This window comes from Streptomyces thermovulgaris, assembly GCF_002155915.1.
Lineage (GTDB): Bacteria > Actinomycetota > Actinomycetes > Streptomycetales > Streptomycetaceae > Streptomyces > Streptomyces thermovulgaris.
In genome coordinates this window covers 1-20,625 of the sequence record NZ_MUME01000069.1, presented here as the reverse complement: position 1 = coordinate 20,625, position 20,625 = coordinate 1, and the positions used below count along the sequence as shown (strand labels likewise).

General features: G+C 72.4%; 14 protein-coding genes and 2 pseudogenes. 6 read left to right on the top strand and 10 right to left on the bottom strand.

Annotation, left to right across the window (positions count from 1 at the left end; genetic code table 11):
• Positions 1–71 precede the first annotated feature (71 nt).
• The 3 genes from CCN35_RS07585 to CCN35_RS07575 are packed head-to-tail and all read right to left on the bottom strand — an operon-like array spanning position 72 to position 2,694.
• A complete protein-coding gene (locus tag CCN35_RS07585) occupies positions 72–1,028 on the bottom strand; it encodes an ABC transporter substrate-binding protein (RefSeq protein WP_067389118.1) in 957 nt (318 codons plus the stop codon).
• 14 nt (positions 1,029–1,042) lie between these two features.
• Positions 1,043–1,561: a GNAT family N-acetyltransferase gene (locus tag CCN35_RS07580; protein ID WP_067389120.1), complete on the bottom strand. Its 519-nt coding sequence runs from the start codon at positions 1,559–1,561 to the stop codon at positions 1,043–1,045.
• Positions 1,558–2,694, bottom strand: a complete 1,137-nt coding sequence (locus CCN35_RS07575; protein WP_086791937.1) for an LLM class flavin-dependent oxidoreductase — start codon at positions 2,692–2,694, stop codon at positions 1,558–1,560. Before CCN35_RS07575 ends, CCN35_RS07580 begins: the two co-directional genes overlap by 4 nt.
• A gap of 668 nt (positions 2,695–3,362) precedes the next feature.
• On the opposite strand from CCN35_RS07575, the gene CCN35_RS07570 reads away from it, so the two are divergent.
• Together CCN35_RS07570 and CCN35_RS07565 are read left to right on the top strand one after the other, a co-directional pair.
• Positions 3,363–4,370 (top strand): amino acid ABC transporter permease, encoded by a 1,008-nt coding sequence (locus CCN35_RS07570; protein WP_067389124.1) that lies wholly within the window; start codon positions 3,363–3,365, stop codon positions 4,368–4,370.
• Positions 4,367–6,373 carry an FAD/NAD(P)-binding protein gene (locus CCN35_RS07565; protein WP_086791935.1) on the top strand — a complete coding sequence of 669 codons (2,007 nt, stop codon included), beginning with the start codon at positions 4,367–4,369 and terminating at the stop codon, positions 6,371–6,373. Before CCN35_RS07570 ends, CCN35_RS07565 begins: the two co-directional genes overlap by 4 nt.
• 10 nt (positions 6,374–6,383) lie before the next feature.
• Here CCN35_RS07565 and CCN35_RS07560 read toward each other — a convergent pair whose 3' ends face one another.
• The 4 genes from CCN35_RS07560 to CCN35_RS07545 all read right to left on the bottom strand — a co-directional run bounded on the left by CCN35_RS07560 (position 6,384) and on the right by CCN35_RS07545 (position 13,605).
• Positions 6,384–11,228, bottom strand: coding sequence for a tetratricopeptide repeat protein (locus CCN35_RS07560; protein ID WP_086791933.1), 4,845 nt, complete (start codon positions 11,226–11,228; stop codon positions 6,384–6,386).
• Between the two features lie 100 nt (positions 11,229–11,328).
• Entirely contained in the window at positions 11,329–11,949 is a 621-nt protein-coding gene (locus CCN35_RS07555; protein ID WP_067389128.1) for a hypothetical protein, read from the bottom strand.
• Positions 11,946–12,272, bottom strand: a complete 327-nt coding sequence (locus CCN35_RS07550; protein ID WP_067389130.1) for a hypothetical protein — start codon at positions 12,270–12,272, stop codon at positions 11,946–11,948. The genes CCN35_RS07555 and CCN35_RS07550 overlap by 4 nt, the downstream gene beginning before the upstream one ends.
• A 31-nt stretch (positions 12,273–12,303) precedes the next feature.
• A complete protein-coding gene (locus tag CCN35_RS07545) occupies positions 12,304–13,605 on the bottom strand; it encodes a CHAT domain-containing protein (protein WP_086791931.1) in 1,302 nt (433 codons plus the stop codon).
• A gap of 433 nt (positions 13,606–14,038) precedes the next feature.
• On the opposite strand from CCN35_RS07545, the gene CCN35_RS07540 reads away from it, so the two are divergent.
• Positions 14,039–15,019: a DUF2804 domain-containing protein gene (locus CCN35_RS07540; protein ID WP_067389133.1), complete on the top strand. Its 981-nt coding sequence runs from the start codon at positions 14,039–14,041 to the stop codon at positions 15,017–15,019.
• Between the two features lie 130 nt (positions 15,020–15,149).
• Here CCN35_RS07540 and CCN35_RS07535 read toward each other — a convergent pair whose 3' ends face one another.
• Positions 15,150–15,629, bottom strand: coding sequence for a hemerythrin domain-containing protein (locus CCN35_RS07535; protein WP_067389135.1), 480 nt, complete (start codon positions 15,627–15,629; stop codon positions 15,150–15,152).
• A gap of 371 nt (positions 15,630–16,000) precedes the next feature.
• Between CCN35_RS07535 and CCN35_RS07530 the strand changes: the two genes are divergently transcribed.
• Genes CCN35_RS07530 through CCN35_RS07520 form a run of 3 tightly spaced genes read left to right on the top strand, consistent with a single transcriptional unit; the run spans position 16,001 to position 19,637 of the window.
• Entirely contained in the window at positions 16,001–18,454 is a 2,454-nt protein-coding gene (locus CCN35_RS07530; RefSeq protein ID WP_067389136.1) for a nitric-oxide reductase large subunit, read from the top strand.
• Positions 18,451–18,861: a hypothetical protein gene (locus tag CCN35_RS07525; RefSeq protein WP_067389138.1), complete on the top strand. Its 411-nt coding sequence runs from the start codon at positions 18,451–18,453 to the stop codon at positions 18,859–18,861. The genes CCN35_RS07530 and CCN35_RS07525 overlap by 4 nt, the downstream gene beginning before the upstream one ends.
• 38 nt (positions 18,862–18,899) lie before the next feature.
• Positions 18,900–19,637 (top strand): helix-turn-helix transcriptional regulator, encoded by a 738-nt coding sequence (locus CCN35_RS07520; protein ID WP_086791929.1) that lies wholly within the window; start codon positions 18,900–18,902, stop codon positions 19,635–19,637.
• A 107-nt stretch (positions 19,638–19,744) separates the two neighbouring features.
• Here CCN35_RS07520 and CCN35_RS29260 read toward each other — a convergent pair.
• Positions 19,745–20,005 (bottom strand): annotated as a pseudogene (locus CCN35_RS29260) (ATP-binding cassette domain-containing protein); the annotation flags it as partial.
• A 37-nt stretch (positions 20,006–20,042) separates the two neighbouring features.
• Positions 20,043–20,625 (bottom strand): annotated as a pseudogene (locus CCN35_RS07510) (SWIM zinc finger family protein); the annotation flags it as partial.

Sequence of the window (20,625 nt, the reverse complement as noted above, 5' to 3'; positions counted from 1 at the left end):
CCGACAACCGGCACCGCGCCGGGCGGCGCGGTGCCGGTTGTCGGTGCCATCGTGGTGTTCCTGCTCGGCTCTTATGCGTGCTCGGGGGCGTGCTCGGGCGGGTTGATCCGCGATCTCTCGATCGCGGAGGCGGAGGTGCCCCACTTCTTGAGGATCCGGGCGTAGGTGCCGTTGTCGATCAGCTCGTTGACGGCGGCCTGGAATGCCTTGGTGAGCGGGGAGCCCTTCTTGAAGGCGAAGCCGACGTCGAGCCGGTGGTACTCGCCCAGGAAGGTGGTCTGCGAGGCCGGCTGGGCCGCCTGGTGGCGCAGCCCGTTGATGGTGGACATGATCACGTCGATGCGGCCCTGCTGGAGCGCGGTGAGGGTGGCGCCGTTCTCCGAGTAGACCTTCACGTGGTACGGCTTCCTGCCCGCCTTGGCGCACACCCCCTTTTGGGCGATGAGGGTCGTTTCGAAGGTGGTGCCGGCGCCGGTGCCGATGGTCAGTCCGCACAGCTGGGTGAGGTCGGTGACCTTCGAGGCGAGTACGGTGCTGCCCTTCTTCACCGCGAAGCCCTGGCCGTCGTTGATGTAGGTGACGAAGTCGATGGTCTTCAGGCGTTCCCTGGTGACGCCGAAGTTGCCGGTGCCGAAGTCGTACTTGCCGCTGCTGAGGGCGGGCAGGATCGTCTCGAAGGAGGCGTCCTGCCGTTCCAGCCTGACGCCGAGCACCTTGGCGACCGCGTCGGCGATGTCGATGTCCTGGCCCGCGGGGGGCTTGTCCGCGCCGTCGGGGTAGTACGCGGCGGGCGGGGATCCGATCGAGCTGCCGACGCGCAGTGTGCCCGCCTTGCGGACGTCGGCGGGAAGCAGCGCGGCGATCGACTCCACCGTGCGTACGGCGGCGACCGGGTCGTCGGCCGGCGAGGCCTGGGCGTTCGCCGCCGTGCCCTCGGGGCCGCCGGAGCCGCAGGCCGTCGGTGCCAGGAGCAGCAGGGCCAGCGCGGCGGCGGTGCGCAGGCGGGTTCTGGTCCCAGGAACGTTCACGGGTCGGAGGCCTTTCAGGTGCGCGACGGGGTGGTGAGGTGCTTTTCGAACGGCAGCGGCCCGATGGTTTCCGGGTCGGCCTTTGTGTCGAACAGCGGTGTGTAGCCGGTGGCCAGGTACAGGCCGCGGGCCTCGGGCTGGCGCGGCCCGGTGGTCAGGTGGATCCGCCGGTAGCCGCGGGCGCGTGCCTCGCGTTCCAGTTCGGCGATGACGCGCCGGGCCAGTCCGCGGCGGCGGTGGGCGGAGTGGGTCCAGATCCGTTTCAGCTCGGCGGTGGTCTCGTCGTAGCGGCGGAAGGCGCCGCCCGCGACCGGCTCGCCGTGCTCCAGGAGCAGCAGCAGGACTCCGCCGTGGGGCGCGGTGAACTCCTCGTCGGGGTAGCGGGTCATCTCGGCGTGGGCGTCCTCGCCGTAGCGGGTGGAGTACTCGTCGGCGAGCTCCCGCAGAAGCGGCTTCACCCGGGGGTCGGACACCGGTACCTCGACGACCGTCAGCTCCGCCGGGGACGGCGGTGGGGGTGCGACGGAGGTCATCCGTTCACCGCCGCGAGGTTCCGTGTGCCGCGGGCCGCGCGTTCGGCGTCGCGTTTGGCGACCTCCTCGCGGACGATCGGGATCACGTACCGGCCGAAGTCGATCGCGTCGTCCAGCAGGTCGTAGCCGCGGGCCGAGAAGATGTCGACGCCGAGGTCGTAGTAGTCGAGCAGTGCCTGGGCGACCGTCTCCGGGGTGCCGACCAGGGCGTTGGAGTTGCCCGCGCCGCCGGTGACGGCGGCCGTCGGGGTCCACAGGGCGCGGTCGTGGCGCTCCCCCGCCTCGGCGATGGCGATCAGCCGCTGCGAGCCCGTGTTCTCGGGCCGTGCGCGGCCGTTGTGGCGTCCGGTGACCGACTCGCCCCTGGCCTTGCGGGCCTTGATCGCGTCGACCGTGCGGTGGGCCTTCTCCCAGGCCAGTTCCTCGGTCGGGGCGATGATCGGGCGGAACGCCACCTGGATGCGGGGGACGTCGGTGCGGCCCGCGGCCTTCGCGGCCGCCTTGACGGCCTCGATCTGCTCGGCGGTCTTCGCCAGGGGCTCGCCCCACAGGCAGTAGATGTCGGCCTCGGCGCCGCCGGCGGCGTACGCGGCGGGGGACGAGCCGCCGAACGACACGTTCGGGCGGGGCTGCTGGACGGGGAAGACGTCGCTGACGAAGTCGTGGAAGCGGTAGTACTCGCCCTCGTGGTCGAAGGGTTCGCGGGTGGTCCAGATCTTCTTGACGATCCGGATGTACTCCCGGGTGCGGGCGTAGCGTTCGTCCTTGGTGAGGGTGTCGCCCTCGCGGCGCTGTTCGTGGTCGTTGCCGCCGGTGATGAAGTGCACGGTCAGCCGGCCGTCGCTGATCCGGTCGAGGGTGGCGAAGGTCTTGGCGGCGAAGGTCGGGCAGGAGACGTTGGGCCGGTGGGCGAGCAGGATCTGGAGGCGGTCCAGCCTGCTCGCGACGTAGGCGGCGGCCTGCGCGGGGTCCGGTGATCCGGAGCCGTAGGCGAACAGCACCCGGTCCCAGCCGTGGTCCTCGTGCGCCCGGGCGAGCCGGAGCGTGTACTCCTTGTCGAAGGAGGCACCGGAGCGCGGGGTGGTCTCGGAGCCGTCGTTGGTGGCGGCGATGCCAAGGAACTCCACTGGCATGGGCATGACCTTTCGGGGGATGCGGCGGCACACGGGCAGGGCGGCACGGCCGTGCCCGTGGGCATGAGCGAACCGTGAGCGAACGGGACCGCCGGCTGGACGGTCCGGTGCGGTCGTGACGACGTCGAATGTCGGAGGAACGTCAGGAGGACGCCGGAAGAAGCGGAACTGCGGCAGCGCGCGGAGAGAGGACTCGGCCCACGACGGGATCACCGAGGAGGAACGAGGGGATCACCGAGGGAGGGAAGGGCCGGCCGGCCGGCCCGCTGCCGTGTCAGACGCAACACACGGCGGACCACACCCGACCGAAGTCGATGTGATCGCGCGTGACCAAGCGCTGCTGGGCATTCATGCGACTACTTGAACAGCACGACAAGGCGCCCGTCAAGCGGTTCCCGCGCACAGGACCGCCGTGACCGGCGTCCTTCATGTGCTGTTACGGCACCCGTCATGTGCTGTTGACACAGCGGCGCCACGGGCGCGTACGATCGACGGCGGACCGGCTCCGCCCCGTGCGGCAGCCCTCCGGCCGCGTTGAGGGACGCGGCGCATGTGACGACGTCGAACCCCGGCCGCACCGTACCCGCACAACGCCGGTGCCGTTGTGCCCCACGGCTGTCACCGGGTGGTCACTCACGCCCGCGATTCCCTCCCCGGAGACTCCCTCGATGGCCACATCCTCCGACGTCACGTCAGCCCCTGCCCTCAAGCCCCCGAAGCGGGCGAGCACCCCCGTCACCGACCTGCCGCGGATCGTGCCCCGCCGGCACGTCGGCCGGTGGCTGACCGCCGCGGTCGCCCTGCTGCTCTTCGCGATGGTGCTCAACTCCGTCGTCCGCAACCGGGCCTTCCAGTGGGACGTGGTGGTCCGGTACTTCACCACCGCCGCCGTGCTCGACGGACTGCTGCTCTCCCTGTGGCTGACCGCTGTGGTGATGGTGCTCGGCTTTCTGCTCGGCACCGTGCTCGCGGTGATGCGGCTCTCCGCCAACCCGGTCCTGCGCACGCTGAGTTGGGGATATGTGTGGATCTTCCGGTCCACCCCGCTGCTGGTCCAGCTGCTGTTCTGGTTCAACATCGGCGCGCTCTACCCGACGCTCGGCCTCGGCATCCCGTTCGGCCCGCAGTTCATCACCGTCAAGACGGTCAACCTGCTCGGCCCCACCCTGACCGCCGTGATCGGCCTGACCCTGCACGAGAGCGCCTACGCGGCCGAGGTGGTGCGCGGCGGCATCCTCTCCGTGGACTCCGGGCAGACCGAGGCCGCCCAGGCCCTCGGGCTGAGCAGACTCCGCACACTGCGCCGGATCGTCGTGCCGCAGGCGATGCGCTCCATCGTGCCGGCCGCCGGGAACATGCTGATCGGCACCCTCAAGGGCACCAGCATCGTCAGTGTGCTGGCCGTGCACGACCTGCTGTACTCGGTGCAGCTGATCTACAACCAGACCTACCAGGTCATCCCGCTGCTGATGGTCGCCACCCTGTGGTACGTCGCGATCACCACGGTGCTCAGCGTGGGCCAGTTCTACGTCGAGCGGTACTACGCCCGCGGCAGCTCCCGTGCCCTGCCGCCCACTCCGCTGCAACGGCTGCGCGGCCAACTGGCCGCCGTGCGCCACCGACTGGGCGCGGCGACCGCCGCCGGCGCCCGCCCGGCGATCGGCGGTGACCGGTGAGCGCACGGTCCACCGCCGTCCTGGCCGTCGTCGGCGCGGGCCCGTGCGCCACGGGCCTGCTGGAGCGCATCGCCGCCAACGCCCCCGAACTCTGGGACGAAACGAGGAGGCTGCACATCCATCTGGTGGATCCGTACCCGCCCGGTCCCGGACGCGTCTGGCGGCACGAGCAGTCGGCGCTGCTGCGGATGAACTCCATGGCCCAGGACGTCACCCTGTTCACCGACGAGTCGTCCACCCTCGACGGCCCGATACGCCCCGGCCCCTCGCTGGCCGAGTGGGCGGCCCAGTTCTCCGGCCGGGGCCCGCGTCACGCCCCGTACACCGAGCCCGCCGACCCGGAGGTGCTCGACGAACTGCGCACGCTCACCGGGACGGACTTCCCCACCCGCCGCGCCCAGAGCGCCTATCTGGACTGGGTGTTCCGCAGGGTGCTGGCCGAGATGCCGCCGTCGGTCACCGTCGAGTGGCACCGCACCACCGCGACCGCCCTCACCGGTCCCCCGGACGGCCCGCAGCAGGTCCATCTGGCCGGCCGCGCCGCACCGCTCACCGCCGACCTGGTGGTCCTGGCCCAGGGGCACCTCGGCTCCACGCCCGCCGGCGAGCACCGCGCCCACGCCGCCTTCGCCCGCCGTCACGGCCGCTTCCACCTCCCGCCGGAGTTCTCCGCCGACGCCGACCTCTCCGGGCTGCGGCCCGGCGAGCACGTCGTCCTGCGCGGCTTCGGGCTCGCCTTCGTCGATCTGATGTCCCTGCTCACCGAGGGCCGCGGCGGCACCTTCCGCACCGAGGCCGACGGCTCCCTCACCTACCTCCCGTCCGGCCGTGAGCCCGTTCTGCACGTCGGATCGCGACGCGGGGTGCCGTACCACTCCAAGACCCACTACCGCCTCCAGGGCCCCCCTCCCCCGCTGCCGCGCCACTTCGGCCCCGAGGCGGTCGACGGGCTGCTCGCCGAGGGCCGTCCGCTGGACCTGCGGCGCGACGTGTGGCCGCTGATGGCCAAGGAGATCGGCTTCGGCCACTACCACGAGCTCTTCCACGCCCATCCCGAGCGCACGACGATGCCCTGGCCCGCGTTCCTGGCCGCGTACGACCGGCTCGACTGGTACTCCGACGCCATGACCGCCCTCGTCGCCGGTGCCGTCCCCGACCCGGCGGACAGGCTCGACTTCGAGGCACTGGACCGCCCCCTGGACGGTCTTTCCTTCCCCACGCCGGACGCCTTCCAGGAGCATCTGCGCGCCTACATCGCCCAGGACGTCGCCCGCCGCGAGGACCCGGCGTTCAGCGCCGACCTCGGGGCGTTCCTCGCCCTGCTCTCCGTCTACGGCCACCTGCCCCGCCTCGTCGCCTCCGGCCGTCTCACCGCCCGCTCGGTCGCCGACGACCTCGACGGCTGGTGGCACGGCTTCTTCAGCTTCCTCGCCTCCGGGCCGCCCGGTTTCCGTCTGCGTCAGCTGCTGGCGCTGTCCCGGGCCGGCATCGTCCGCTTCCTGGGGGCAGACGTCCGCATCGCCACCGACGAGAGCACCGGCACCTTCACCGCGACCAGCCCCACCGTCCCCGGGCACCTCACCCGTGCCACGGCCCTGATCGAGGCGTATCTGCCGGCCCCCTCCCTGGCCCGCACCGAGGACCCGCTCCTGCGGCGCCTGTACCGCGAGGGCGCGGCCGCCGAGGAGGTCATCGCCGACTCCACGCACACCCACCGCTCCGGCCTGCTCGCCGTCTCCCCCACGGACGGCCGCCTCGTCGACCCGTCCCTCGGCGGTCCCCACCCCCGCCGCATCGCCCTCGGTGTCCCCACCAGCAACCGGGCCGTCGCCGCCTTCGCCCGTCCCCGCACCGACGCGCCGGCCTTCCGCCGCAACGACGCGGTCGCCCGCACGATCCTGCGCACCCTGAGCACCACCGGGGCCGGGGCGGCGCCTTCGGACGGGGAACCTCCCGGGGCCGTGCCCGCCGCGGAGGCCGGAATCCTCCAGGGACGGGGGTGAGGGGTGAGGCTCATCCCGCCTCTTCCGCCTCCCGGGTTCCTCCTTCCTCCCGGGAGACTTCCCCTCCCTCCTCCCGGGAGGTCTCCTGCTCCTCCTCCCGGGAGGTCTCCGGCCCCTCCTTCCGGGAGGAGAGTTTCGCCAGCAGTGCTCTGGCCCGGTCCGCCGCGTCCTGCCAGGCGCCGTCGGCCGCCCACTCGAACGCCTCCACGGCGCCGGGGACGTCGCCCGACCGCAGAAGGCTCATGCCGAGGTTGACGGCGGACATGCCGCCCTGGACGGGGTGGCCGCCGGCCATGACGTGGCGGTAGGCGCTGCGGGCCTCCTCCTCGCGGCCGGCTTCGCTCAGCATGCGGGCCAGGTCGAAGGCGGCGGCGAAGGAGTGGTGGGGGTGGCCGGTGCGGATGGCCCGCTGGTAGGCCGCGTGGGCGGCTTCGACGTCGCCGGCCCGGCTGAGGAGTGCGGCCTGTTTGACGGCGGCCAGGACGGCGAGTTCGGAGTCGCCCGCGGCGACGGCGGCCTGGTAGGCGTCCTCGAGGAGGAGGTGGCCGCCCTGCCGGTCGCCGAGCATGCAGCGCAGGCGGGCACGGCAGAGCAGGACCAGCGGGGCATCGTCCTCGGTGGCCAGGGCGAGAACGCGGTGGAGATGATTTCTCTCCCTCTGCGCATCGGGGTCCTGGGAGTAGTCGGTGACCTCGGTGAGGTAGTAGTGGGTACGGGGATTGCGGTCACCGGCCTCGAGGGCCGGGGTCAAAGCGGCGAGGGCGGATTCACGCGGCTCGCGGTGGGCCACCCAGCGGCCGTAGTCGAAGTCCGGCTCGAGAAAGGGAGCCGAGGAAGGGGCGGGCGCGATGGCCTCGAGGCGGGCGCGCGCCTCGTCGGCGGTGGCGGGGGTGTCCAGGGCGCGCGTGTAGGCGGTGCGCGCCTCGTCGAGGGTGTACTCGCAGACCAGGAAGTCGCCGAAGGAGAGGGCGGCGACAGCCACCGCACCGGGGTTGGCGGCCCGCAGGGCGAGTTCCCATGCGGTGCGGGCCCCGGGGTGGTCGCCTGTTCTCTGGCGCGCCTGGGCGAGAAGCGGGGCGAGCAGCGGTTGTTCCTCCGCCGGGAGCCGGGGCAGGCCGCGCTCGAGGAAGGAAAGCGCCTGGAGGTGGCGTCCTTCGAGCATCAGCTGCAGGCCGGCGGCGATGAGCCGGGACGGGTCGCCCTGGACGAGAAGACGGGCCAGTTGCGGATCGAGCCGAGCCGTCGCGGTCTCGAGCTCCTCAAGACGGCGCAGTTTGGCCGCCGCCTCCCGTGCCTCCGCCGGGTCGCCGAGGGCGCGGGCCTGTTCGTAGGCGGCTCGGGCGGCCGCGAAGTCGCCGTCCGCGGCGAGCAGGTCGCCCAGGGCGTCGGCGGCGGCCGGGGCGACGCCCGAGCCGTGGCCGGCCGCGCGGGTGAGTGCCTCGCGGGCGCCGTCCCGGTCGCCGCGCTCGAGGAGCACCAGGGCGCGGCCGAACTCCGCGTAGGCGGCGACACGGGGGTCGTCGGCCGTGGTCAGCGGGGCGAGGAAGTCGAAGAGGCGGTCCTTGTCGCCGACCATCGCCATCTCCCGCGCCTGCCGGAGCGCGGTGGCCCAGTCCGGGTCCATGGGTTCCGGGGGCGCGAGTTCCGCGGTCTCCCCGACCGGGGACGAACCGCCCGGCCCCTCGTCGAAGGCGGCCGAGGCGTCCAGCGCCTGGCGCACCGCGGCGAGGCGGGCCGCCAGGTCCGGGGCGACCTCCTCGATCTCGGCCAGGTCGGTGCGCAGATCGAGTCTCTGGGACCACAGGACCCCTCGTCCCAGCTCCAGGAACTCGACGGCGTCGGTGGGCCGTTCGGCGTCCAGGGCGGCCTGGGCCGCCATCGACACCAGGCCCGCCTGATCGGCCAGGGCCGCTTCCCGCACCGTCCGGGGAGCGCCCACCCAGGCGACGAGCGGCAGCAGCTCCATCAGCCGCCGGCACGCGGCGAGCGTCTCCTCGTCCGGGCGTCCGGTGACCGTCGCCCACCAGCGGGCGGCCGTGAAGCGCATCCGGGCCGGGGCGGCGGCACAGGCGGAGAGGGCGCGGAGCACGGCGGCGGCCTCGGTGCGTGCCTCGGCTCCCGCGTGCCCGTCGTTCCCGTCGCCGTGGTTCCGTGCGTGGTGGATCAGGGCGCTGCCCAGCAGCAGGGCGGTCACCGGGGAGCGTTCGAGACCTGCCCGGTCGAGGATCCGGCGGCCGAGGGCGATGGACTTCTCGAGGTCGTCGCGGTTCCCGGCGGCCTGCCAGCGCCTCAGCAGAGCGGCCGCGGTGTTGTGGGCGACGAGAACCCAGCTGCGCAGGGGGAGGTCCTCCTCCGACTCCGCTGTCCGCAGGCCGAGTTCGATGGCCCGGTCGCGGGAGTCCTGATGGCGGTTCAGGAGCTCTTCGCGGCTGATCCGGGCGTTCTCACCGTCCTGGGTGTCCCCGGCGCCGTCCTCGTGCTCGTCCAGGACGTCGCCGTGGATGCCGACGAGGGCGGCGAGGGCGTGGTGGTGGGCGAACGACCCCGGTGCGGCCGTGGCGACTGCTTCCTCGGCCTGGGCGAGGCAGGTGGCGAGGTCGTCGGCCGAGCGGTTGCGGAACCAGCGGTGGTGGATCATGTTCGCCGCGGTGGTCAGCCGCTCCGGTCGTTTGTGGTGGTTCTCCGGGGTGAGACGCAGAACGGCGGTCATCGTGTCCACCGCCTCGTCGAGATCGGCGGGGATCTCGTGGTGGTGGTAGCGCTGGGCGAGCGCGGACGCCAGGTTGTGGGCGACGCCGATCTCGGTGTCGCCGTACCCGCCGGAGCCGGCGTTCTCCTCCGTGGGGTCGCCGAGCCGGGCACGGATGGAGGTCCAGGCCGCCCGGTAGATCTCCACGGCCCGGTCGAGGTCCTCCAGCGGGCCGCCCAGCTGGGGCCGCTGGGTGAGGCAGGCGGCCAGCTGGGCGAGAGCGGCCGACTCCGGGTCCGCCGGGCCGGGGACGGCAACCGCCTTCCGGGCGCAGGAGAGGGCCTCGTCGAGGTCGGACGGTGTGCTGAAGGCGTGGAAGCGGTCGTAGTGGTTGGCCGACTGCAGGACGAGGAAGCTCTGCCTCATGGAGTCGTCGAGGTCCGGGCGTTGCAGCATCTCGGCGACCAGGTCGATCGCCCGTTCGAAGTCGGCGGGGTTCCCGGTGACCGAGGCACGCGCCCGGTAGGCCTCGGCGACGAAGTACGCGCTCTGCTGGAGCCTTTGGGGGTCCGGGGGCGGGTGCCGCAGAACGTGCTCGCCGTGCTCGATCGCCTTGTCCACGTCCCGGAGGCCGGTCCCGTGGTCGTAGCGCCTCCAGTAGGTGGCTGTCAGGAATTCGCGGCACAGGGCGGCGGTTTCGTGAAGGGAGTGCGACAAGGCGCGGGTGAGGATGCGCTCCCACGCGTCGATGACCGTGTTCCGGGTCGCGGCGGTGCCGTCGTGCAGGAGCAGCCTCAGTGCGGTGAGCGCGTACTGGTCGAGGAAGGGGCCGAGTTCGGGGTCGTCGTCCGGGTACAGCGCGAGGGCTTCCGCCATGGCTTCGCACGCCTGCCGCAGTTGCGGACCGGGCCGGTCCGTGCGCAGGGCCAGTTCCCCCTGTACGCCACCGTAGTTGCCGAGGACCTTGGCGCGGTGTGCCGGCGTGAGCGGGAGCGCCAGGGTCTCGCGGTAGGTGTCGAGGGCGTCGGTCAGCAGGTTCTGGTCGCCGGTCACCGTGCCCAGACGCAGCCGTACCGTCGCCAGGTTGGGGAGGAAGGTCCGCAGGAGGCCGAAGTTCCCGGTCCGCCCGGCGTGTTCGACGACGGCGGCGGTGTGGTCGAGAGCGGCGCGGAGGTTCTCCTCCTGGTTGCGGTGTTCGCTCAGCCGGAAGAGAACGGCGCCGAGGTCCCCGCGCATCGACAGGTGATCGCTGGTGTCCGGCGGGGTGTGTTCCAGGGCCTTGCGTCCGAAGTGGGCGGCTTCCTCGAGGAGTTCGGGGTCGTTGTGCAGGATGCCGGCGTCACTGAGAACGAGCGCCAGGTTGGCCGCCACGGTTCCGCGGTCCGGGCAGAGGGACACCGCTTGCCGGCCGGCCGCGATCGCCCGTGTCAGCCGGTCCGGGTCACCCGTGGTCCTCCAGGCCGTGCGGAGCAGGCGTGTCAGCCGGTCGAGGCGTACCGCCCGCAGCTCGTCCGGCGCGGCCCGGCGGGCGAGGGCCTCCGCCTCGGGGAGCAGGGAGAGGCACAGGTGTGCCGGTGCCGGTTCCTCGGACAGGCAGTCGAGAAGAGTGTTCCAGACACTGTTCTCCATGCGGGGGTCCGACGGTGCCTCGTCCAAGAACTCCAGCGCGAGCTCCCGGGCCTCAAGTCTCAGTTCGGGCCGGTCCGCACGGGCGGCGGCCTTCAGCAGTTCGGGCAGCAGGTTGGACACGCAGGCCCGGCGCTCCGTCCCGGACAGCAGAGGAAGGGCCCGCCGGTAGGCGTCGATCCCCTCCCGCAGGGCGTCGAAGGAGGCGGAGAACCCGGTCCTGGTGAGAAAGGTGCCGAGGTTGTAGAGGAATGTGCCGAGCAGGCCGGGAGCCTGCTCGGCGGCCGGGTCGGCCGTCGCCTTCCGGAGAAGGCCGATGCCTCTGGCCATGTCCTCCCGGCTGCCGGTCCGTTCACCGCGTTCCACCAGGAGGTGCCCCGCCAGTCCCTGGCGGAGCCACCGGATCGGGCAGTCGGGGTGGGCGGCGAGGTGCTCCTCGTGGGAGGCGACGGCGGTGTCGAGGACCGGCACCGGTGCGGTCCGCGGATCCTCGACGAAAGGGACGACCTCGTCGTGCGCGCCGGGAGGGGTGGGCTGCATCAGGGCCTCGCTCCGTTGTGTTCTCGGCCGCTTCGCCGAAGCCGCCGTGCCCGTGCCGGTGCCGGCGTCGTCCGGGGGCTCCAGGACCGCGGCTGCCTGTCTACGGGCATTTCTCCGTCGTCTCCACGGCGAGCACGTCCGTGAGCGCCACGCTCACCTGTCCCGCCCTGGTCCTGAGCGTCAGACGGCGGCCGTCGCCGGCCGCCCCGTCGCCGCAGAGCACCGCGCCGGTCCTGGTGCGCACCACCAGCTTGGGCCTGGACTTCTCCGGGCCGTACCAGGTGGTGCCCACGGCGGCCACCAGCAGCCCGGTGCAGAGCAGGGTCGCGACGATGCCCCGGCGCAGGTCCTTGAGAGCCGTCAACGCCAGCAGATGGTCCTGGGTGGCCGTCGAGATCGTGAGGTCGACGGGGGTGGCCCGCGGCCTGCCGTTGTGGGCGCTGAGGAGCCAGTAGGCGCCCATGGCTCCGGTCAGCAGGGAGGCGAGCAGCAGGCAGCCGATGACGACGTGCCAGGGTGCCTCCACCTTGTCGATCTCACTGGGTCCGCGGATCAGTCCGAAGCCCACGAGGGCGAGCAGCAGACCTCCCAGGCCGACGCGCCAGGAGTGGGCGGCCTCCCTCACCCGTGAGAGCTCACCGCGCAGCGTCTGGTGGTGTCGTTGGGCACGGGCGACGTCCGACGGGTCGACGGGTCGTCCCGGGCGCAGGAAGGCGTTCATGCGGAGGTGATCTCGAGTCGCCAGAAGGCACCGCAGCCGATCCTGTCCGCCGGCCGGCCGGGATGGTCCTCCTCGCAGGTGCAGATGACGATCTCCTCGTGCACCTCGCCGGGCGGCGGGAGCTGCTGTGCCCTGCTTCTGCGCCACAGCCGGAAGCTCTTGTAGGTGCTGGTGACGACGGGCACCCGGATGACCGTGCGGCAGCGGGGACACGGGCCTCTGAGTTCGGCGGTGCCGGGTCCCAGTTGGGTGAAGGAGAACTCCTTCGCCGCTTCCTCCTCGAACGAGGGGTGACTGACTTCTTCGTACGGTTCGAGGGGCATGGCGTTCCTCCTTGCTCCCATGGGTGGGCGATCAGGGGCCGATGTGGGTGAACGCGGCCCATCTGCTGGGGTGTTCGGGGTTCTGGTTCCTCAGCCGGGTCACGGCCTCGGTCACGGCGCCCGCCGACCGCCGCGGACGGAACAGCCCGTCCTCCATCAGCGAGCAGAAGACGTCCCGCGCGAGTTCGGTCGCGATCTCGGCGTCGATCGACCACAGCGCGGCCACCACCCGCCGAAAGCCCGAGTAGTGCAGTGCCGCGCCGATGGTGATGGCCTCGTCGCTCAGCGAGAGCCCGCCGGAGGCCGTCATGCAGGCGGAGAGGAACGCGAAGTCGCCGCGGTAGGAGCCGCGGCTCAGTTCACCGATGCCCAGGGTGCCGTCGCTCAGCAGGAGTCCGCCCTGCGCGGGATCGAGCGGGTTCTGACGTCCGTGGCAGCTGAAGTGGACCCAGCGGTGCGTGGCCAGCTGGGACAGGACGGCTGTGCGGTTCGCCTCCGGCCCCTCCAGCAGGGTGAGCCGCTCCTCCCCGAACACCTCGCGCAGCAGACGGAGTTCCTCTGCGACCTGCGGCAGCGGGGCCATTCCGTCGGCTTCCCGCACGGCGACCACGAGCAGCCTGTCCGTGCCGGTGGGTTCCGGCTCGCGCAAGCGGGTCGCCTCGGCCAGGGCGCGCAGGGTCGGGGCGTAGGAGGAGACGGTCCGGTCCAGGATACTGCGCCCGCTGCCGTCGTGGTGTCCCGCCGCGTGGAGCGGGAAGAACGACAGCCAGCCCGTGGGGCACCACCAGATCCGGTGCCTCTCCCCGGCCGGGGGCCGCTTCTCGTCCAGGGTGCGCAGCACCGGCTCCGCGACCGTGTCCCAGAGCCAGGCGAGATCCGACAGCAGGGTGCTGTCCAGCGCGGCCTGCGCCCTGCCCATGCCGACCTTCGCGGTGTGATGGGCCTGGTAGGTGGCGGGAACCTTGCGGAGCCGGGCACGCTGCTTGGTGTGGTGCACCAGCTGCGCCGCCGCGTCCGTCTCGTGCAGGCCGGCGAGATGCCTTGCGGTGCGGTCGTGGACCTCGTCCGCCGACAGATCGGGCAGGGGAACGGCCGTCACCCCGTCGGAGGTCACCAGCAGGGCGTGACAGCGCCGGGCCACATTGATCAGCACACCGGTGCCGTCGCCGACCGCCGCCGCGAGATCCCGCCAGCGCGGCGGTGCGAGAAAGGTGGCGAATCGGGGCCCCAACCCTCTTACCTGCGCGACCAGTTGGCCCCACTCACGAGCGAGTGCGACGCGTCGGTCCATCGCGCCGCCGCCCTGCGGTTCCGCCCCCCGTGTCACGCTCATGAATGTAACGGACCGCGCGAAGCCGGATCAATCGTTTCGTACCGCGCATGCGCCGACGCGCGTCCCCACCCGTGGGACACCCGCGCGGACGGCATCTTCCGGGAGGGGTCCGGGAGGGGCATGAGAAGCGAAGCGCTGTCATGTTCCGGCGCGTGACCGTGCGGCGGTCATGCGCACGCGGACGCGGGGCCGTCCGCACGGTGACCGCGGTTCCCGGTGTCCGGCTCTCGTGCCGGCGAGGAGGTGCGGATACAGTCCCGTGCGTCGGCAGCCGGCGCCGGCGGGCCACGGATGCTGCGCCGACGGCAGCCCACCTGGATCCGCTCTCTGCCCGAACCGCCCGCACGACCGAACCACCCGCACGACCCGAGAACCCGAGAACCCGAACACCTCGAACGACCCGAACGACCCGGACGAAAGGGCCGCGGCCGAGATGACCGCCGAACGCGAGATCACCGCTCCCGTCGACCTGTGCCTTCCCGACGGACGGCTCAACCCCGCGGCGGTCGGCTGGACCCGACGGCCGCTGCACCGTGCGAACCTGCGCGGCTGGGGACGGGTCAAACGCTGGGAGTACTGGGGCATCGTCACCCCCTCCCACATCGTGGGCCTGGTCGCCTCCTCCCTCGACTACGCCGGTCTGCACGGCGTCTACGTCCTGGACCGGGCCGACGGCCGCGAACTGTCCGAGGACGTCGTGACACCGCTGGCGCGCGGTGTCCGCATGCCCGAGCGCAGCGGGACCGGAACCGCCTCGGCCCGGGGCGGCCCGGTGACGGTCGAGTTCGTCCAGCGCCCGGCCGGCACCACCCTCAGCGCCGTGGCCCCGGGCTTCCGGCTGGAGGCCGAGGTGCCCCGGCCGCCGGGGCACGAGTCGCTGGGCGTGGTCGTGCCCTGGAGCCCGCGCCGCTTCCAGTACACCGTGAAGGACCTCGGCCGCCCCGTCCGCGGACTTCTCACGCTCGGCTCGCGGACCTTCGTGATCGACGAGTCCGACTCCTTCGCCGTTCTCGACCACGGGCGCGGCAAATGGCCGTACGCCGTCCGCTGGAACTGGGCGGCGGGCTGCGGCCCTGGGCGGGCCGTCCAGCTCGGCGGCCGGTGGACCGACGGAACCGGCTCGACCGAGAACGCCCTGTTCGTCGACGGCCGCCTCCACAAGATCAGCGACGAGCTGGTCTGGGAGTACGACCGTGCGGACTGGCTGCGGCCCTGGCGCATCACCGGGCCCCGGGTGGACGCCGGGTTCCATCCCTTCCACGTGAGGACCGCGAGGACGAACCTGGGCGTCGTGGCGAGCGAGACCCACCAGTGCTTCGGCCGCTTCACGGGGCGCGCTCAGGCCGACGACGGCTCCTGGGTGGACCTCGACGGCCTCACCGGCTGGGCGGAGGAAGCACGCAACCGGTGGTGAGGAGATCCCCGGCAAGTCCCGGTGGGTCCCGGTGGCCCGATGCGGACACCGGGCCACCGGGACCCACCGGAGACCGCCGGAGACCGCCGGAAGAGGCCCACCGCCCTCGCCGGCCCGGCCCGGTGTGCGGTCAGGCCCGCTGCCGAGCCCCCTCGCACACCCACCCCTCGGGGGTCCGGCCCGTGTCGATCAGCTCCCGCAGCCCGGCCTTGGCCTCCGCGGTCAGCGCCTGCTCGGACCGCGGGTAGAGGACGTGCTCCTCCTTCAGGTTGTGGGCCTGCAACTGGTCCTGGAGTTCCTGGAGGAGGCCGGCGGCAGAGGCCCGGACGGTCCCGTCGCGCAGCCCGGCGTCCAGCGCGTCCAGGATCTCCCATATCCGCCCGTGCTCACGCACCATCACGAACACGGGCATGACCAGTCCCGCCTCCCGCAACGGCGGGAAGAGGAACTCCTCCTCCAGGTAGATATGACGGCGCAACGCGGCCACCGCGCGAGCGAGCGGTCGCGGGTCGGGCTCGCCGGCGGCGAGCCCCGCGACGAACTCCTCGATGCCCTCGTCGATCTCGCGGTGCTCCCGCTCCAGCGCCTCGGCCACTGTCTCGGCACTCATCGGCCTCTCCTGTCCGTTCGGCCGTCCTGCTCGGTGTCCCAGGGCGATCGTCCCGCCTCACGCCCTCTTTTACACCAACTTTTTTGTTTTATATCAAGCCCTTCGAGGGATGGACACCGGGACACCCCCGCGGCGGCGCCCGGCACCGGCGAAGAGCACCCAACAGCGGGCCTCTTCCCGGAGAGCAACCGAGAACCAACCGAAACAAAGGAGCGAAAGGAACATTCTCGCGCCGCATCCGGCGCCCGACCGCGACCCCCTTGCGGCCTACTTTTTACACAGTGCTAAGTTGTTTTTACTCTGATGATCGTCAATATCAGACAGGGACGCGCACGCGATCTCCCCGTATCACCTGTCCCGAGGAGGACATCATGGGGACGCCCGACACCGCGGTTCTCGCAACGACCGGTGATCCCGACGAACCCCCGACCGACGCGGGCGGCAGACGGCCGCGCATGATCGCCCGCGGCTGGGTGCAGGCGGCCATCCTGGTGACGGCCGTCGGATTCCTGGTCCTGGGATTGCTGGCCGTGCGCACCTACCAGGCGGAGCCGCCCATCCCGGACCGCGTGGTCAGCACCACCGGCGAACAGCTGTTCACCGGTGAGGACGTCCGGGACGGCCAGCGGGCCTTTCTGCGCAACGGCCTGATGCAGTACGGCTCGATCTTCGGGCACGGCGCCTATCTGGGCCCCGACTTCACGGCCGACTACCTGCACCGCAGCGCCACTTACGTACAAAAGCAGTACGCGAACAGCGGCGACGGCGCGGCCGACGCCCATGCCCGCACCGTCGCCGACTTCCGCACCAACCGCTACGACCCCCGCACCGGCACACTGGTGTGGTCCGAGGCGCAGGCCAAGGCGTTCCGGCAGCTGACCGCGCACTACGCGGACCTGCTGGGCCGCCCCGAGGGCAAGCAGGGACTGCGCCCGAACGCGGTGACGGACCCGGACACCATCCACGACCTGACGGCGTACTTCGGCTGGTCCGCGTGGGCCGCCGCGGCCGAACGGCCGGGCAGGAACTACTCCTACACCAACAACTGGCCGGCCGAGCCCCTCGTGGACAACGCCCCGACCGGCCACACGGTGACATGGAGCGTGCTGTCCCTCGTCTTCCTGCTGGTGGGCGCGGGCGGCCTGTTCGCGGCGTTCGGACGCTGGAACTTCCTCGGCTGGCACGGCCGCGACCAGCGCCTGCTGCGCTTCCACGCACCGAGGGACGTGCGGCTGACACCGGCGCAGCGCACCACCGCCTGGTTCTTCTTCGTCATGGCCGCGCTCTTCCTGGTGCAGGCCCTGCTCGGCGCCGCCACCCAGCACTACCGGGCGGATCTGGGCAGCTTCTTCGGCATCCCGCTGGACCGCCTGCTGCCGTACAACCTCACCCGGACCTGGCACACCCAGCTGGCGATCTTCTGGGTGGTCACCTCGTTCCTGGCCATCGGCATCTTCCTGGCGCCGCTGATCGCCCGGGGCTGGGAGCCGGCCCGTCAGGCACTGCTGTCCCGGCTGCTGCTCGGGGCGCTCGCCGTGGTCGTCCTCGGCTCGCTCCTCGGTGAACTGGCCGGCATGCGGGGCTGGTTCGGCGACCTGTGGAGCTGGCTCGGCAACCAGGGCTGGGAGTACCTCGACCTCGGACGGCTGTGGCAGGTGCTGCTGGTGGCCGGACTGGCCATATGGACGGCGATCCTGTACCGCGGGCTGCGCCGGCGGCTGGTCGCCGAGAGCGTGGCCAACATGCCCTGGCTGTTCTTCCTCGCCGCGCTGGCCCTGCCCGCCTTCTACGCGGTCGGCCTGGTGGCCACCCCCGACTCGTCCTTCACCGAGGCGGACTTCTGGCGGTTCATCGTGGTGCACCTGTGGGTCGAGGACTTCCTCGAGCTGTTCACCACCGTCACCGTCGCCTACCTGTTCGTCCTGCTCGGTGTGGTCCGCGAGCGGGTCGCCCTGCTGGTGATCTACCTCGACATCGTCCTCTACAGCGCCGGCGGCGTGATCGGCACCATGCACCACCTGTACTTCTCCGGCGAGCCGGCCGAACACCTCGCCCTGGGTGCGACGTTCTCCGCGCTGGAAGTGGTGCCGCTGCTGTTCCTGACCGTCGAGGCATGGAGCTTCCTGCAGCTCGGCGCCCGCCGGCACAGCCCCTCGCAGACCCCGTTCCCGCACCGCTGGGCCGTCATGTTCCTGGCCGCCGTGGGCTTCTGGAACTTCCTGGGCGCGGGTGTGTTCGGCTTCCTGATCAACCTGCCGATCGTCTCCTACTACGAGATCGGCACCGGCCTGACGGCCAACCACGCGCACGCGGCCATGATGGGCGTCTACGGCATGCTCGCCATCGGCTTCGCCATGTTCGCGCTGCGCTACCTCATCCCCGAGGACCGCTGGTCCGACCGGTGGCCCCGGCTGTCGTTCTGGTCGCTCAATCTGGGCCTGGCGTGGATGAGCTTCGCCACCCTGCTGCCCGGCGGGGCACTGCAGCTCTACAAGGTGCTCGACGCCGGCTACGCCGACGCCCGCAGCCTCGGCTATCTGCAGGGCCGCGCCAACGTCGTCCTGGAGTGGCTGCGGCTGCCCGGTGACGTGGTGTTCCTCGTCGGCGGGGTGCTCCCCCTGCTGTGGATGACCTGGCTGGGCGTCCGCCACCGGGTCAAGGGGGCACGGAACCCCGACGCCCCCGGGCAGGACCTGCTCTTCACCGAGATCGTCCCCGACGACACGGCGAAGGACGGGGCCGCGGCGGTGAAGGACGAAGCCACGACGGCGAGGGGCGGGGCCACGGCCGGCGCCGAGCCGCCGACGGTCGAGGAGCGGCCATGAGGGGTGAAGCGATCTTCGTGGTGCTGTACTCCGTCGCCCTGCTCGGCGTGGTCGGCCTCCTGGAGTTCTACGCCCGTCAGCCGACGAGCGCATGGGCCTCTCAGGTGTTCGCGGGCTACCGGCGGGCCGTGCCCGACGCACCCCGGCCGGCCGGCCCCGACGAATGGCCGCACTCGGAGGTGGGCCGCTTCCACCGGGCGCTGTCCCTGTTCGTCGCGGTGATCGCCGTGCTGCTGGTCTCGGCGGAGCTGGTGCGCCACCACCGGCCGCTGGAGACGCTGGCCCTCGTGGCCGTCGGCGCCCCGCACGCCGTGGTCGTCCACCGGCTCCAACGACGCCTGCGCCGCAGGACCGCCCCTGCGAACGGCGCGGATCACGGCCCCGGCGGCGAGGGGGGAGCCCACTGACGGCCATTTTTACGAGAACATTCGAATAAAATGTGCCCATGAGCGAGCAGGTACTGACAGACCCGACCCCTTCCCAGCCCCTGAGGGAGAGCCGCACCCGGGTACTGGAGATCCTGCGCGCCGCGCAAGGGCCCCTCGGGGTGCGGGACGTCGCCGCGCGCGCCGACCTGCACCCCAACACCGCCCGCTTCCATCTCGACGGGCTGGTCGAGGCCCGGCTGGCCACCCGGGCCACCGAGGAACGCGACCAGCCCGGCCGGCCGCGCGTGGTCTACCGCGCCGTCGCCACGGACGTGACCGACGGACTGCGCAGCTACCGCCTGCTGTCCGAAATGCTGACCGGCCTCGTCGTCGGCGCACTGCCGCACCCGGAGCAGGCGGCGGTCGCGGCCGGCGAGACCTGGGGCCGCTATCTGGCCGACCGGCCGGCACCGCTGGAGCGGATCGACGCCGCCGGGGCCGTCCGCCGGCTGCTGAAGGTGCTGAAGGACATCGGATTCGACCCCGCGCCCCCGGAGGACACCGGCGCCGGCGACGCGTCACCGGAGCCGATCCGCATCCGGCACTGCCCGTTCCGGGAGATCGCCGAACACCACCGTCAGGTGGTGTGCTCGCTGCATCTGGGCCTGATGCGCGGTGTGCTCGCGGAAGTGCGCGCCCCGCTCAGTGCCGAGCGGCTGGACCCCTTCGTCGAGCCCTCCTTGTGCCTGGCCCATCTCGCCCCGGCACCTCCTGCCGCGCAGGCCGCGGCCGCCGCGCCCTCGATGCCCGAGTAGCCGCTGCCGCGGTGCGCCACCACGAGCAGAGCGCGTTCCCGGGAGGTCTCCCGCAGCACGCCGGTGAGTTCCCGTGCGCTGACGGGGTCGGGCTGCGACGTGGGCTCGTCCAGAAGCAGAGGTTCCGGCCGGGCCGGCAGCGCACGGGCGATGGCGACGCGCCGGCGCTCGCCGCCGGAAAGGCGGAGACCGCGGTCGCCGGCCTCCGTGTGCAGCCCCGTCCGGAAGGCGCTCGGCAAGTTCCTCGAGACTGACCGTCCGCAGCGTTTCGCGGATGCGCTCCTCGTCCGCGTCCGGGCCGCGTGCACCAGGTTGTCGCGCGGTGTTCCGTGCAGCCGCCGGCGGTTCCGGGCACGGCAGCCGCGCATGCCGCGCAGCGCCGTGGGTGGACGAGCGGGCGGGGCGTCACAGATCGCCCAGGTCGTCCAGGTCGTCCAGGTCGCCCGGCAGGCCGAGGCCGGTCAGGGCGCCGACCGGGTCGGGGTCGGGGGTGCCGCGGGGCCACCAGTCGTCGCGGCCGGGCTCGGATTCGTACGCGTACCACAGGCCGTCGCGGCCCAGACGGAGCTGAAGGTGGCCGCAGGGGTGGGTGAGCCGGTTGCGCCAGGGGCGGAAGGCGGGCAGGCCGGCGGCGAGGAGCAGCGGGCGGGCCCGGTCGAACCGGCCGGCCGGCGGGTCCCAGGGCTCCTCCAGGACGGCGAGTCCTTCCGGGCCGCCCTGCCGCCAGGCCGCGACCGCGCGGGCCAGGTCGGCCGGGGTGCGTCCGGTGGCGGAGGCGAGGGCGGCGTACAGGGAGCGGGTGGCGGCGGTCAGCCCGGAGCCGGGACGGGCGGCGGCGAGGCGCACGGCGTCCTGCCACAGGGTGAGTCCGCCGGCCGGGTCGCGGCCGGTGGTGAGCAGGGCGTGGGCGCGGGCGGCGGCGTCGGTGGCCAGCTGGTCGAGCGCGAAGGGGTCGGGGCCGCCGGGCACCGCCGGGTACGCCGGGGGC